Raw genomic sequence first — 14,718 nt, 5'->3', positions numbered from 1 at the left:
AGACGGTTAAGTTCGGTGAGATGTTGCGCTTGCTGGTTGCCCTGACTGCTCCATATGCCGCCTAGGCTTCAGTTCTTCTTCGCTTAAGCGGTGCAAATGAGATGATGAAGCCGTACCCAATGAAGCTCTGCCCAAGCGGGAAATCCGCGCTCCGAACGATCAAATTATTTCTTGGGTAATCGCAAAATGTTCATAGGTTCGACATCCGCTTATGTCCCTCTATGTCGTTCATGCCGTTAAATGATTGAGGCAATCTGTCGAAACAGCACCGATTGAAAACGCTGCAATTTCCGATTATACTAGCTCCGCGGGTACATCAATGAACAACGAACGATTGCGGAGGATGATGCTGACATGTTCTATTTATTGCCTCTTATGCTGGAAAGAGTCGGCATCCTGATTATCGTCGCCTTTCTGCTGTCCAGAATGCCGTCGTTCCGCCAGACGCTGCATCATGAGGATCGGCTTCCCGCGAAGCTGCTGCTGATCGTCATTTTCGGCGTATTCGGTATGATCAGTAACTATACTGGTGTAGAAATTCATGGAGGTGCCATCGGCTCCGAAATCTGGCAGGCCGGCGTGCAGGTTGACAGCGCACTGGCCAATACGCGGATTATGGGCGTGGCCATCGGCGGTTTGCTTGGAGGACCGCTGGTCGGACTTGGGGCCGGGCTGATCGCCGGTTTCCATCGGCTCACGCTTGGCGGATATACCGCTGCGGCATGCTCTATATCTACCATACTGGCAGGTGTAGTCACCGGCTGGATCGGCAGGAGGTTCCGGAGGTCCGATCCCGGCGCGCCATGGCGTGCGGTTGCCATCGGAATCCTGATGGAATGCGTACAGATGGGGATTATTTTGCTGATAGCCCGCCCTTTCGACGCCGCAGTTCAATTGGTTTCGGTCATCGCCCTGCCGATGATCGTCATGAACGGATTTGGCACCCTGATGTTTATGCTGATCATTCAGTCTATCCTGCAGGAGGAGGAGCGGACTCGCGCCCTGCAGACCAACCAGGTGCTTCATATTGCCGACCGTACGCTGCCCTTTTTTCGTCAGGGCCTGAACCCGGCATCGTGCCGGGAAGCGGCAAGCGTCATTCTGGAGGCCACTGATGCGGATGCGATCTCGATCACGGATCGGGAGCAGGTGCTCACGCATGTAGGTGCCGGCTCGGACCATCATGTCCCGCTCCACAGCCTGGCGACCCAGCTTACCCGGTCCGTACTGGAACAGGGACGAATGTCTGTTGCGACATCGAAGGAAGACATTCAATGCTTCCATGATGGCTGCAGCCTGCAGGCTGCGATCGTGCTTCCGCTGCAGGTGCGGAGCGGCACCGTCGGGACGCTGAAGCTTTATTATACGAACCCGGATCGGCTGGACCGTGTTCAGCGGGAAATGGCGGAAGGCCTTGGCCGCTTGTTCTCCACGCAGCTCGAGCTGGCCGAGGCGGAGATGCAGAGCAGGCTGCTGAAGGATGCCGAAGTCAAAGCGCTCCAGGCGCAGGTGCATCCCCATTTTCTGTTTAATGCGATCAATACAATTTCAGCGCTGTGCCGGACCGATCCGGACAAAGCACGGGAGCTGCTCATTCAGCTCGGAGTCTTTTTCCGCAGCAACCTTCAAGGTGCACGGCAGATCCTGATCCCGCTCAGCCAGGAGCTGAGGCATGTGGAAGCCTACCTGACGTTAGAGAAGGCGCGCTTCCCTGATAAATTCGAGATGACATTCGATATCGAGCCGGAGCTGGCGGATTTGGAGATTCCGCCGTTTACGCTGCAGCCCTTGGTCGAAAATGCCGTGCGCCATGCCTTCCATGGACTCGGTCCCCACCATAAAGGGAGCGTATGTATTGCCGCGAGCCAGAAAGGTCATGAAGTCATGATTGTCACGGCAGATAACGGCAAAGGAATCTCGCCGGAGCTGCTGGACCGGCTTGGTGAGCAGGCCGTTCATTCGGAAGACGGTACCGGCACGGCGCTGCATAATATCCGTAAGCGGATCGCGGAGATCTACGGCAGCGAGGGCTCGTTCCAAATTGAAAGCGATGCCCATACCCCCGGAACCCGAGTCGTGATTACGCTGCCTTTGCATCTTGCACATAGGAGGGAAATGCATGCTTAAAGGATTCATTGTCGACGATGAGCCGCTCGCCCGGGACGAACTGGCTTATCTGCTCGGGCGTACCAGACAGGTTCATATTGTCGGAGAGGCCGATTCGCTGGAGACGGCGCTGCAATCGATTGCGGAGATGGCACCGGACGTCGTGTTTCTTGACATCCAGCTGGCGGAGGATAACGGCATGGAGCTGGCCAAGCAGCTCTCAGTTCTGGAGCAGGTTCCGGATATCGTCTTTGCCACGGCTTATGATGAGTATGCGCTGCAGGCGTTTGAAGTCAACGCCTTGGACTATATTTTGAAGCCGTTCGAGGAAGAGCGGGTGCGGAAAACCGTCGACAAAGTCATGAAGCTCCGCTCCGCCCGCGAGAAAAGGGCTGCCCCTTCTCCCCCGCTGGGACCCGATCGTACAGGCAAGCTGGCGGTCAGCGCGGAAGAGCGGATTCTGCTAATTGATATCGACAACATCGTCTACGTGGGATCCGAGGACGGCAAGAGCGAGCTGGTCACAACAGGCGACCGGTACAAGCTGAATGAGCCGCTGGTCCATCTGGAGCGCCGGCTGGCCGGAACTTCCGTCGTCCGGGTGCACCGGTCGTACCTGGCGAACTTGAACGCGGTCACCGAAATTCAGCCGTGGTTCAACTCCGCCTGTATCCTCGTCATGAAAGACGAATCCAAGGTTCCCGTCAGCCGATCCTTCACCAAGGAACTGAAGCAGCTGCTCGGATTGAGCTGAGGATCAACAATCTACCGTCATTCTGAGATCATACCTTTACAGGCGGCAGATGGCCGGCAGTCCCTTTGATGTCTGACTTATCTTTTGGGGGTCACCCGGAATACATCTGCCTGCCATTCACCGCCTTCTTTTGGCCGTTCATCCATTCCTCCCGACTTTTCGGCCTGAAAACACCTTGAATCGGTTTTCATCAGGTATAGTACGGATAAAATCTCTTCACCCGTTACTAGCGGGGTGTGAATAAAGGAGGAACTCCAAAAATGAATGCGGTTACAATCGTCATAGCATCCATCTGTATTCTCATGATCGCTTACCGCCTGTATGGGACGTTCATGGCCGCCAAGGTGCTGAAGCTCAGCAACAGCACGCCTACGCCGGCCCATGCCCTTGAGGATGGCAAGGACTACGTACCCACGAACAAATGGGTCACCTTCGGCCATCACTTCGCCGCGATTGCCGCCGCGGGGCCGCTGGTCGGGCCGATCCTGGCCGCCCAGTTTGGTTACTTGCCAGGCCTCTTGTGGCTGCTGATCGGAGCCGTTATCGGCGGTGCGGTTCATGACGCGGTAGTGCTGTACGCGTCCATGCGTAAGCAAGGCAAGTCGCTGTCCGAAGTTGCCAAGGAAGAGCTTGGACCGGTCGCCGGCTTTTGCACAGGTCTGGCCATGCTATTCATCATCATTATTACGATGGCGGGCTTGTCCATGGTCGTGCTCCATGCGCTCGAAAACAATCCTTGGGGTACCTTCGCCGTCGGCATTACGATTCCGATCGCCATGGGCGTCGGCCTGTACTACAAAAAAACCGGCAAGCTGAAGACCGCGACCACTGCAGGATTTATTCTGCTTATGATCGGCGTATTTGCCGGTCCTTATATTCAGGAAACGGCCATCGCCCAATGGCTGACGCTGGATGCCAAGACGCTGGCTGTGATTCTGCCGATTTATGCTTTCTTTGCAGCGGCGCTGCCGGTATGGCTTCTGCTCGCTCCCCGGGACTATCTGAGCAGCTTTATGAAAATCGGCGTGTTCGTTGCCCTTATTGCCGGCGTGTTTGTCATTAACCCGGTGATCCGCTTCCCGGCTTTTACCGAATTCGCTGGCGGCGGAGGTCCAGTCATCGCTGGTCCTGTCTGGCCTTTTATTTCGATTACGATCGCCTGCGGAGCCATTTCCGGTTTTCATGCGTTCGTCGGCTCCGGAACGACGCCGAAAATGATCAATCAATGGACCGACATCAAGGTCATCGGGTTCGGAGCGATGCTCGTCGAGTGCGTGGTCGGCATCATGGCGCTGATCGCCGCAACAGCACTGCATCCCGCCGATTATTTCGCCATCAATTCCGCCCCGGCCGTGTTCCAGACGCTTGGGATGCATGTGGAAAACCTTCCGCAGCTCAGCAAGGAAATCGGAATGGATCTGGAAGGCCGAACGGGCGGAGCGGTTACGCTTGCGGTCGGCATGTCGTATATTTTCACAAAAATTCCGTGGTTCAGCCATCTGGCACCGTTTTTCTTCCAGTTCGTCATCATGTTTGAGGCGGTGTTCATTCTGACCGCGATCGATTCGGGGACCCGCGTCTCCCGTTATCTGATCCAGGACTTTTTCGGGGAGCTCTATAAACCGCTGAAGCGGACCGATTGGCTGCCCGGCAATATTTTTGCGAGTGCACTCGCCTGCTTCATGTGGGGATACTTACTCTTTTCCGGTGATATCAGTTCGGTATGGGCCTTGTTCGGCGTCTCCAATCAGCTCATGGCTTCCATCGGCTTGATTATCGGAGCAACCGTCATTTTAAAAATCGCAGATAAGCCGATCTACGCTCTGACGTGCATCATTCCGCTTGCGTATCTATATGTCACGGTGAACTACGCAGGTTATTGGATGGTACGTCATGTGTACTTGAACCCTCAAGCTTCGGGATATAACGTTCTCAATGGTGTGCTTTCGATCATTATGCTGATCTTGGGCGTCATTATTTTAATCACAGCCATCAAAAAATGGATGGAGCTGTTAAGCTCGCCTACGTTACAACAGGGATCGTTGATTCCATAATCCGTCTAAAATATTTTTCATCTGCATACCAACCTGCCGCAAGGTCTTCCACTAAAGGCCTGGCGGCTTTTTTCGAATCATCCCCTGACATGGCAAGCCAATAATTAGCATTTGCTTCCAATATCAAGGAGTGATAATATGTATAGCGGCCATTCTGAGGCTGCATGAAATCATGATCATACAGGAAGAAGGAAGTAATTAACTACATGAATAACTCGATCCGTTTATTTAAGGTGTCCGGCATTGTGCATAAGGATCAGCTTGTCGTCTGCGTCAAGGAATGGAAGCTCCTGAAGGAAACCGGGCGTTATTACGAAATCAAATCAGAAGATGCCAGCGTCAAGAGAGTGTATAAAGAAAAGCTCGGTGTGATCCAAGACGACATCAAGGCATATGCGAACGGGCTGATTTCAAGCCACACCTTTTGTGCACATGAGGACATTGAAACCATGAAATCGCTCATTATCACGGAACTGGACTCCAAAATATCTTCCTATCTGCAAGACTTGCTGCTGAACAGAAAAGCACTGGAAAACTCTGACGAAAACTCGATTTCACTTCATATTACTGAGCTGAATCGTTAACTTATAAATGATATGAATACTTATGCAAGGGCGCCCATCGACTCGGTTGGCGCCCTTGCTGCTTGTAACGAGAATCATCTGTACCTGCGGTCCGATTCCTGAATCGGATAATCGTTGCCGCTCATATCCCGTCTTCGCATCAGCCCTTCTTCATCAAACTCCCAATGCTCATTCCCATGCGTTCTCATCCACTGTCCCGTGTCAGCGTCCCGCCATTCATACTCGAAACGCACCGAAATGCGATTGTCTGTGTAACACCACAGTTCCTTCATCAACTGGTAATCCAGTTCTTTCGCCCACTTTCGTTTCAAAAAATCCCGGATGGCCTCCCTTCCCTTAAAAAACTCGGTGCGATTCCTCCACTCCGAGTCGGGAGAATAAGCCATCGCCACCAGATCCGGATTTCTTGTGTTCCAGGCGTTCTCGGCAGCTTTTACTTTGGCAAGCGCTGACTCATGGTTAAACGGGGGTTTAATAATATTAGACATGGACTCCACCTCACGATATGAACTAACCACAAAAATGCAGTTGTTATGGTTAGTATGATATGTACTTTCCATTAACCTGTCAATCCATTATTATTAGGTTAGTTAAAAAGAATGTCAGTTGGAGGAAATTTCATGACGTTAAATAATACAGGCTCGTTTCCACTGCTCTCTGGTCATCCTTCACTGGATTTGGTCAATACCGAGCTGGTTCGCAGAGGCATCCGCCATGATCTGCTGATCCGTCAGGAAGATCTAACCGCTTGGCTTGAAGCATTAAATATGAAGGAAAGTCTGCCTTCACTTAAGCATGCATCATCGGAAATCACCAAAGAAGCGCTGAATAAAGTTAAAGAATTTCGGATTGTCGTCAGAGACATGTACGAGCGGCTGGCAGACGGCCAAGAGGTTACCCTCTCATGGATCCGCCTCATGGAAGCGTGCATTGCCAACGCTCCATTGTCCTATCACTTCCTGGACGGAAGACTCGCTCCCGTTCCGCTGGGGTCTGACACCGATGCGATCCTGTCCCTGGTCGCCCTGGATGCGCTCCGGCTGCTGGAAGCCGGTGAATTAGCGTATCTTCATCGGTGTTCCAATCCCGAATGCGTCCTGCTCTATGTTGACCGTTCGGGACGACGGAAATGGTGCTCCATGAAGATTTGCGGAAACCGGAATAAAGTGGCGCGAAACCAGGCCAAAAAAGACCACAATCAAGATATGTGATCACTAACACCACCACCAACACAAACACCAATACAAACCAAACAAGCTTTTTTTGTATTACATTAAATCTCTACCGGGACACAATAAAGGTAGTGGTTACGTAATATATATTATGTTAACCATTTATTGCGCGGATGACCAAGGCGCACTTTCAAGATGTCCTGGCTCCACGAGTTTAAACTTACAATAATCATTTTTTCCTCGTTAGGATTGCATAAGCTTTTCGTAATAGTCCAATTTGGTTCGTGCTTCCGTGATCGTTTGGTCCAGCGCCTGCCGCTGCTCCTCCAACCGGTCCAATTGAGCCGTTAGAATAGACTTCCGGCTTTGGATTAACTTCATCTCTTCATCGTCCAGAGATTCCTTGTTTCTGAAACACTGCCCGTCGGCAATAAAATCCTTAATGTCTTCCAGCGACAAACCGCTCTGTTTTAAGCATTTGATCGATAAAATTTGGTGGACATTTGCATCGCTATAGCTCCTGACACCACCCGTTCCACGCGAAGCTGGTTGGATCAGTCCCATTTTTTCATAATAACGTAGTGTGTCCAGACTAAGTCCAGTCATTGTGGAAGCTTCCCGAATGTTATACATAGAAAATCACCGCCTTTCCCCCTTATTGTAAACGCTGGAGCTGACTCCAGGTCAAGGGGAACGTCAATAGAAATGTGGTATACATGTATGTATTTGGAGTGCTGCCCTTTTACTGATAGAATCAAATTAAATTAAATGACATGAAATACTTTCGCTTTCAGAATCGTGTCAGAAAGAGAGGAGAAGTGCAGGATGAAGGTACTTCAAGTGTACACACGAGTGTATGTGAATGATATGGAGACGTCCCTTAAATTCTATGAGAACTTGTTGAATGAAGTTTCAACTTTTAGGTTCAAGTATGAAGCAGCGGGATTGGAATTAGCATCTGTGGGCGACATTTTGATTTTGGCTGGATCGAATCAGGCATTGGAGCCATTCCGTAAGACCAAGGCAACATTCAAGGTGGACAGCATTCATGAGTTTAATGACCACCTAAAGAGTTCAGGTTGCCAAATAATCCGGGATCTCACAAGAGTTCCAACGGGCACAAATTTTACGGTACAGCATCCGGATGGCGAAATTTTTGAATATGTTCAGCATCATGAGTAGGTAATCGCCCGCTATTGTGCGGGTTTCTCATTTTCCGTGCTTGGTCCAATGTTCATGATAACCAGTCAATACCCATATAATGATAGATGTTTTTTTTGAAAAATGATATTTAAGTTTACATAATAAAAGTTACGTTAACTGGATGCTATCCCAACCTCTTTGATGCCGCCCAGCGGCATTCGTGAATACTTGAATCACACTTGTTTTCATAAAAAAAAACGTCTATCGACGTACCTTTCAAAGATGACAGACCGCGTTTAGCGGAAGTTTTTCTTGCGAGATCAGGAAGCGGAAGCTCCGAAACTTATACTTTCTGATCTCATAAAAAACCCATCCCCGTATCCGGGAATGGGTTGAAATCGTTCTACGCTATGCTTGCTGTATTCGTCGTATCGTCGTTTGGAGCCGGTCCAGATCTTTTTGAAAAGGACTGAGAACGCTGTATACTTCAATGCCGGATTTCTGTTTCCACAAATGCTTCGCGAAGTTGGCCAGCGTTCCGGACGGCCCTAGATCAATGCAAATATGCTCCGATGAGTTCAGGCGCTGCATCGCTTCCGGAAAGCGGATCGGATGCCGAACCGCATCCCAGACATAGTCCGAAGATAATGACGTGATGCCCATTCCGTACAGGCCGGAAACCAGCTTCACCCGCGGCCGGTTCACATGGATTCCTGTCAGGTAAGGTTTATATGCCGATTCCGCAGCGTCAATTGATGCGGAGTGAAATCCGTAGCGCACAGGCAGCACCTGGTGAGCGATCCGAGTTTGCTTTAAATACGCTTCCGCCTGCCGGATACCCTCGCTTGTGCCGGAAACGACGAAGTGGGACTGATAATTGACGGCCGCCAGCTCGGTATTCGTATGAAGCTCTGCGGCTTGCGTGAACATCGCGGGATCACTTGCGATGGCGATCATGCCACCCGGCTCACAAGTATTCTGGACCGTATCGGCTTGATTCGCAACAAGCTCCAGAGTTGTTTCCCAATCGATGACGCCGGCAACGGCGCAGGACGCAAATTCGCCCAAGCTCGTCCCAAGAACGATATCCGGATAGACTCCGTTTTCCATTATCACCTGCGCCAGTGCATATTCCACCATAAAGATGGCCGGATGGCTGTAAGATAAATGATCCAGCGGTTCCTCTGAATTTCGGCCGCTGCCGTACAATTCCAGGACGACAGACCTGCCTGTCGACTGGTACAGCCGCCGATCCATGCGGTCCATCCATTCCCGGAATCCGAAATGCCGTTCGTAGAGTTCGATTCCCATCCGGTAATATTGAGAGCCTTGACCGGGAAACAAGAAAACGACGGATTTTGCCATAATCGAATTGACCTCCGTAAGGTAGAAAAAGTCTTGATGATGATATTCTTCTACCAACTTACCATTTCATGTTTCCTCCGTCCATCTCCCTTACAAGCGGACCCTTGATCAAAACGCATAACCGGGTTCAAGCCGCACGGTTACCCCTGTCTCCCCCGCCTTCCGCACTTGGTCCAGCAGCTCGTGAACCGCAAGTGCAGTTTGAAAATCCGGCGCCTCATGTGTGTCTTTCGCCAGATCCCGGTGGATCTGCTGGTAAATGCCCGCCACATTGTAAGCGGGTGTTCCCATTAGCTCGGCCGGAGGCAGGTGGATATGCCCGGGCAGCGTCAGTTCCTTCAGCTCTCCCCTCCCCTGCGTGCCAAGCACGATCAGATCATCGATTTGGAACATAAAGTTTTGACGTGAGCGGATGTGTAAATCCCCTTTCGTGCCGTTGATCTCGATCGCGAAGCTTCCCACGTGCGCGTTGCGGATTTGGGAGCTGAAAACGGCCTGGCCCGGCAGAATCCCGCTGACCACGACATGATCCGGTGCCGACGCACGGATGATTTCACCCGTCTCTTCCACAGGGACCTGCCGCGTTTGCGTCTTCAATATGGCCGATATTTCGGAAAATGGACCAAAGAGATACATGATCCCATCCAGAAGATGTCCGCCGGCGATCGTCAGCTGATTGGCTCCGTTCGCATCGTCCAGCAAATAAACGTGGCTTTGGTCAATCTGCTTGGAGCGGATCGGATACGTCGGTATGGCGTAATTAACGTGAACGGCAAGCACATCCCCAACGTAACCCTCTGCCAGAAGTTCCCGGACGTAGCGGATGACGGGATTGGCGCGCGACTGCAGCCCGGCGAAATGGCGAACTCCTCGGTCGCGGGCCGCCTGCAGCAATGCTGCCGATTCTGCGGTCGTCCGTCCGAGCGGGAACTCGCTGTACACATGCTTGCCGGCTTCAAGAGCCGCACGAATCAGCCGGTCATGCTCCGGAACCCGGACGGATACGGTCACCAAATCGACCTCTGGATGCAGGGCCAACTCAAGCGGATCGGAAAAGGCATGCTCAACGCCAAAGTGATCGGCGCTCGCTTCTGCGCTTTCCTGCCGCGACGTACCGACGGCTGTCACCATAAACTCGGGCAGCGCCTTCAGAGCCGGAAGATGTGCCCAACCTCCCCACGCACCGTTCAAACCGGCACCGATGATTCCGACACGAAGAGGTTGATGATTTATATTCATAAGTAAGCCTCCTAATAAATGGATAAGGGATCCACCCGCCTCCTGGCAAATTGTGGAGGGGTTTTCGGGTTGGTAGACATAGATTAATACAGTGAGTACAATGTGAAAAGAAGGCACTTTTCGGTTCGTTACGAACCCGCAGGTGCGTTAGGAGGTGGATGATGGAAAACATAAGAGCAGCGGAACCCGCATTTTCGGTAACGTCCTGCACGGCTCGGCGTGTACTGGAAATCGTTTCGAATAAATGGGCGGTCCTCATCATTTTCGTATTGGAAAAAGGCACCAAACGGTACGGTCAGCTTCAGCGAAGCATCGCCGACATTTCCCAAAAAATGCTGACCCAGACGCTCCGCCAACTGGAGCGAGACGGACTAATTGAGCGCAGCGTCCTTCCGGAGGTTCCGCCTGTGGTGGAATATACCTTGACTCCGATGGGAGAGAGCTTGATCCCCTACCTGCGCCAGTTAAACCATTGGCTGAACGAGCATTATCCTCAGATCGAACAAGCCCGGAAAGAATACGATGCGAGAGAAAAGTTTAAGGCAGACAAAAGCACGCAGACCGTTTAGGTATGCGTGCTTTTTTAGATGCATGGATGGTGTCAATACGAGTCGGTGCTGTGGCCCTTCCGTTCGGCATCTTCCACCGCTTCATGAGTGTGAGTGGCGCCCAGCGGGCCATGATGGCTGCTTGAGCCATGCTGCTTGATCCCCTCGGCGACGCGCCGTCCATATTCCTCGTCACACTGGGTCAGATGATGGATCATCTTCTCCTGTATGACCGGGCTGCAGGAAGACAGGGCGTTAACCAGATTGCTGATCAGCTCGTTCTTTTCAAAATCGTCAAACGCACGGTACGTCTCCCCGGCCTGCTTGTAATCGTTGGTTCGTTCAATGCTGGCCCGCATCAGTTTGCCTTCCACGTGCGGCATGTAGTCGATTTCCTCCCGGGGGGCTTCCTTCAAACCGTTCAGCGAGGACGGTTCGTAATTGATGTGAGGATTCTGTCCAGGCGCCATATCTACATCATACGTCATCTGGCCGTCACGCTGATTGGTGGCCACCCGTTTCTTCGGCGCGTTGATCGGAAGCTGGAGGTAATTTGGTCCAACGCGGTAGCGCTGGGTATCCGAATACGAAAGTGTACGTCCCTGAAGCATTTTATCATCGGAAAAATCCATCCCGTCGACGAGCACGCCGGTCCCGAATGCCGCTTGCTCCACCTCGGCAAAATAGTTCTCCGGATTTTTGTTCAGCACCATCCGGCCGACCGGACGCCATGGAATCTGCTCCTTCGGCCACAGTTTGGTATCGTCCAGCGGGTCGAAGTCCAGCTCGGGATGGTCGTCGTCGCTCAAAATTTGCACGAACAGCTCCCACTCCGGATAATCGCCGCGCTCGATCGCTTCGTACAAGTCCTGGGTCGCATGGTTGAAGTTTTTACCCTGTATGGCTTCCGCCTCGGCTTGGGTCAAATTTTTGATGCCCTGCTTCGGTTCCCAGTGGTACTTGATCAATACCGCATCTCCCTCAGCATTTACCCATTTGTATGTATTGACTCCGGACCCCTGCATCTGCCGGTAGTTCGCCGGGATGCCCCATGGGGATTGAACGAACGTTACCATATGCATCGTTTCCGGCGAGTTGCAGCAAAAATCGAAGAACCGCTCGTTGTCCTGGATGTTCGTGACCGGATCCGGCTTAAAAGCGTGGATCATATCGGGAAACTTGATGGCATCGCGGATAAAGAAAATTTTCAGATTGTTCCCGACCAGGTCCCAGTTTCCGTCTTCGGTGTAAAATTTCACGGCAAAGCCGCGCGGATCACGCAGCGTCTCCGGGGAATGGCCGCCGTGAATAACCGAGGAGAAACGGACGAAGACGGGCGTTCGTTTGCCCGCTTCCTGGAACAATTTCGCCCGCGTATACTTGGATACCGGCTCATCTCCTACCTTGCCGTAGGCCTCGAAGTATCCGTGCGCTCCGGCTCCTCTTGCATGCACGACGCGCTCTGGAATGCGCTCGCGGTCAAAATGCGTGATTTTCTCGATAAATTGATAGTTTTCCAGCGTTGCCGGTCCGCGGCTTCCCACCGTCCGCAAGTTCTGGTTGTTCTTCACCGGATGGCCCTGGCGCGTGGTGAGAGACATTTTGTCTTCGCCAGGAGCCATGCGGCGGTCAAGGGCATCGCCGGAACCGGTCACCGAAGTGCCGTGCTCCATAGGCTTTTGTTGTTGGTCCATATAGCTGCTCTCCTTTTCATCTTTATGTACAAAGGCTGGTTAATTTTAGATGGCAAAGATATGAAGTAGCGTTTCCAGCCGATTCCGTCTTTATGCCTTGAGCCTTCCGCGCTACTAAAGTCCGGACATCAAAAAAATCCATTTTACATCAATTTATTCCGATTGATCCCCCGACTGAAATCGCTTAGCATAATTCTGAGTGCGTCCAATAGCGTGAGTCTCGAACAGCCCACGCCCGCACTCGACACAAATCAAGTGATGTAAAAGGGATTAGAAATAGGTACGTAAGTTGATCAAGGAGGAGCAATCGAAATGGAGAGGATGTTTCATAACCACGAAGTCCGCGTAAGCCGCACTATAGAAGGCACCTGGGATTTTACCGTCGTCGACGAACCCGATTTGTCCGTTCAGGCCGGTCAGTCCTTCCCCTACCGGATGGCGGTGCCATCCTGCTGGGAGACGCATCCCGATTTCAGTACATACCAAGGCGTTGGCGCCTATCGAACGATCGTAAATATCCGGAGGGAAGCATCTGTCCGGCTTATTTTTAAAGGGGTAAGCCACACGGCCCACATCTACTGGGACGGGGTGAAAGTTGCGCAGCATTATAACGCCTACACCGCGTTTGATGTGGTCATCCCGGATGTACGGCCGGGTGAGCATACGCTGATTGTCGCAGCCGACAACCGTTTCAGCGAAGCATCCGCCTTGCATATTCCAAACGACTATTACACATACGGCGGTATCATCCGCCCAGTGGTCCTTGAGGAGCTGTATAGCCCTTACGTGCGGCAGCTTTATTTCACACCTGAACATAAAAGCGGCGAATGGAGTGCCGAGGTCCGCGCAGTCGTCAGCAATCCGAATGACATGGATCGAACGGTCCAGGTAACCGGTACTCTCGCAGGAATCGATTTTTCGCTTGGAACCGTCACCTTGGCGCCAGGGGCCGAAAAAAAGCTGCAGAAGTCGTTTGCCTTTCCGGACGTTTCTTCCTGGTCGCCGGAAGAGCCATCCCTGTATCAGCTTCATGTCCGGCTGTACGAAGACAAGGATACGGGCAGCTCGCCTCTTGATGATCTGATCGAACGGGTCGGATTCCGGACGGTGACCACCCGAGACGGCAAAATTCAGGTGAACGGCAAAGATGTGGTACTTCAAGGCTTCAACCGGCATGAAGATCATCCGATGGCCGGAGCGGCTCTTCCTCTATCTTTGATGCTGCATGATCTCGACCTGATGCGTGATATGGGTGCCAACGCTGTCCGGACGAGCCACTATCCGAACGACGAGCGTTTTCTGGATTTATGCGACGAGCTAGGTTTCTTGGTATGGGAGGAAAATCATGCGAGAGGCTTGTCCCTGGAGCAAATGCGCAATCCGAATTTCGTCTGGCAGTGCGAACAAGTCAACCGCGAAATGGTGGAACAGCACTACAACCATCCTTCGATTATCTTGTGGGCGATCCTGAACGAATGTGCCAGCGATACCGAGGAAGGCCGGGAGCACTACAGCCGGCAGCTAGGACAGCTGAGAGCGCTGGACGCCAGCCGTCCGCTGACGTTCGCTTCGCATCACAGGGAGCGGGAGCTCTGCTTTGATTTGGCGGATATCGTTTCCTTTAATCTGTATCCCGGCTGGTATACGGACGAGGATCCAAAGGCACTCTGTGAACAGGCGCGGGCATGGGCCGACCGGGCCGGTGGCGCCGGCAAGCCGATGATCATGAGTGAGTTCGGCGGGGATGGATATTACGGTTTGCGCGACAAAGCCCGGATGCGCGGCACCGAGGAGCGGCAGGCGGATATCATTGAAGCCAACCTGGCTGCATACACATCAAGCCCCTTCCTGTCCGGCATGTATATTTGGCAGTTTTGCGACTGCCGTGTCACCGATGCGACCGGCTGGCTGTTGTCCCGGGCAGGTGCCCAAAACAGCAAGGGCATCGTCGACAGGTATCGCAGGCCGAAGCTGGCGTACGACGTGGTTAAACGATATTTTAAGGGTTCGCAGAACGTAATATCGAATGAATCATGATGTTTGCACACAAAAAAAGGAT

The 14,718-nt window shown here is 52.3% G+C and carries 13 protein-coding genes; 8 read left to right on the top strand and 5 right to left on the bottom strand.

Annotated elements, in window-relative coordinates:
- Positions 1 to 354: 354 nt before the first annotated feature.
- From ABIE48_RS14845 to ABIE48_RS14830, 4 genes are all read left to right on the top strand, one after another.
- On the top strand, positions 355 to 2,127 hold the full coding sequence (locus tag ABIE48_RS14845) for a sensor histidine kinase (RefSeq protein WP_145019263.1): 1,773 nt from the start codon (positions 355 to 357) through the stop codon (positions 2,125 to 2,127).
- Complete coding sequence (locus ABIE48_RS14840; RefSeq protein ID WP_192714080.1) at positions 2,120 to 2,860, top strand: LytR/AlgR family response regulator transcription factor; 741 nt, start codon at positions 2,120 to 2,122, stop codon at positions 2,858 to 2,860. Before ABIE48_RS14845 ends, ABIE48_RS14840 begins: the two co-directional genes overlap by 8 nt.
- Positions 2,861 to 3,120: 260 nt before the next feature.
- On the top strand, positions 3,121 to 4,914 hold the full coding sequence (cstA, locus tag ABIE48_RS14835; protein ID WP_145019268.1) for a carbon starvation protein CstA: 1,794 nt from the start codon (positions 3,121 to 3,123) through the stop codon (positions 4,912 to 4,914).
- A 206-nt stretch (positions 4,915 to 5,120) separates the two neighbouring features.
- Entirely contained in the window at positions 5,121 to 5,498 is a 378-nt protein-coding gene (locus ABIE48_RS14830) for a hypothetical protein (protein WP_192714081.1), read from the top strand.
- A 74-nt stretch (positions 5,499 to 5,572) separates the two neighbouring features.
- Here the strand turns inward: ABIE48_RS14830 and ABIE48_RS14825 are convergent, their stop codons facing one another.
- Positions 5,573 to 5,986 carry a nuclear transport factor 2 family protein gene (locus ABIE48_RS14825; protein WP_145019274.1) on the bottom strand — a complete coding sequence of 138 codons (414 nt, stop codon included), beginning with the start codon at positions 5,984 to 5,986 and terminating at the stop codon, positions 5,573 to 5,575.
- Positions 5,987 to 6,118: 132 nt separating this feature from the next.
- On the opposite strand from ABIE48_RS14825, the gene ABIE48_RS14820 reads away from it, so the two are divergent.
- Entirely contained in the window at positions 6,119 to 6,709 is a 591-nt protein-coding gene (locus ABIE48_RS14820) for a CGNR zinc finger domain-containing protein (protein WP_192714082.1), read from the top strand.
- A 204-nt stretch (positions 6,710 to 6,913) separates the two neighbouring features.
- Here ABIE48_RS14820 and ABIE48_RS14815 read toward each other — a convergent pair whose 3' ends face one another.
- A complete protein-coding gene (locus ABIE48_RS14815; RefSeq protein ID WP_192714083.1) occupies positions 6,914 to 7,303 on the bottom strand; it encodes a MerR family transcriptional regulator in 390 nt (129 codons plus the stop codon).
- A gap of 192 nt (positions 7,304 to 7,495) precedes the next feature.
- On the opposite strand from ABIE48_RS14815, the gene ABIE48_RS14810 reads away from it, so the two are divergent.
- Positions 7,496 to 7,852 (top strand): VOC family protein, encoded by a 357-nt coding sequence (locus ABIE48_RS14810; RefSeq protein ID WP_145019284.1) that lies wholly within the window; start codon positions 7,496 to 7,498, stop codon positions 7,850 to 7,852.
- A gap of 369 nt (positions 7,853 to 8,221) precedes the next feature.
- Here ABIE48_RS14810 and ABIE48_RS14805 read toward each other — a convergent pair whose 3' ends face one another.
- Together ABIE48_RS14805 and ABIE48_RS14800 are read right to left on the bottom strand one after the other, a co-directional pair.
- Positions 8,222 to 9,178 (bottom strand): acyltransferase domain-containing protein, encoded by a 957-nt coding sequence (locus ABIE48_RS14805; RefSeq protein ID WP_192714084.1) that lies wholly within the window; start codon positions 9,176 to 9,178, stop codon positions 8,222 to 8,224.
- A 108-nt stretch (positions 9,179 to 9,286) separates the two neighbouring features.
- Complete coding sequence (locus ABIE48_RS14800; protein ID WP_354519161.1) at positions 9,287 to 10,417, bottom strand: Gfo/Idh/MocA family protein; 1,131 nt, start codon at positions 10,415 to 10,417, stop codon at positions 9,287 to 9,289.
- A 161-nt stretch (positions 10,418 to 10,578) separates the two neighbouring features.
- Here ABIE48_RS14800 and ABIE48_RS14795 point away from each other — a divergent pair, with 161 nt between their 5' ends.
- Positions 10,579 to 10,986, top strand: a complete 408-nt coding sequence (locus ABIE48_RS14795; RefSeq protein ID WP_145019290.1) for a winged helix-turn-helix transcriptional regulator — start codon at positions 10,579 to 10,581, stop codon at positions 10,984 to 10,986.
- A gap of 32 nt (positions 10,987 to 11,018) precedes the next feature.
- Here the strand turns inward: ABIE48_RS14795 and ABIE48_RS14790 are convergent, their stop codons facing one another.
- Positions 11,019 to 12,638 (bottom strand): catalase, encoded by a 1,620-nt coding sequence (locus tag ABIE48_RS14790; protein WP_483312687.1) that lies wholly within the window; start codon positions 12,636 to 12,638, stop codon positions 11,019 to 11,021.
- Positions 12,639 to 12,971: 333 nt separating this feature from the next.
- Between ABIE48_RS14790 and ABIE48_RS14785 the strand changes: the two genes are divergently transcribed.
- The gene (locus tag ABIE48_RS14785; RefSeq protein WP_192714086.1) at positions 12,972 to 14,696 is read left to right on the top strand and encodes a glycoside hydrolase family 2 protein; all 1,725 of its coding nucleotides are present in this window, start codon (positions 12,972 to 12,974) and stop codon (positions 14,694 to 14,696) included.
- Positions 14,697 to 14,718: the final 22 nt, after the last annotated feature.

It is taken from the genome of Paenibacillus sp. OAE614 (assembly GCF_040546645.1).
Lineage (GTDB): Bacteria > Bacillota > Bacilli > Paenibacillales > Paenibacillaceae > Paenibacillus_AQ > Paenibacillus_AQ favisporus.
This window is presented reverse-complemented; position numbering and strand designations above follow the sequence as displayed.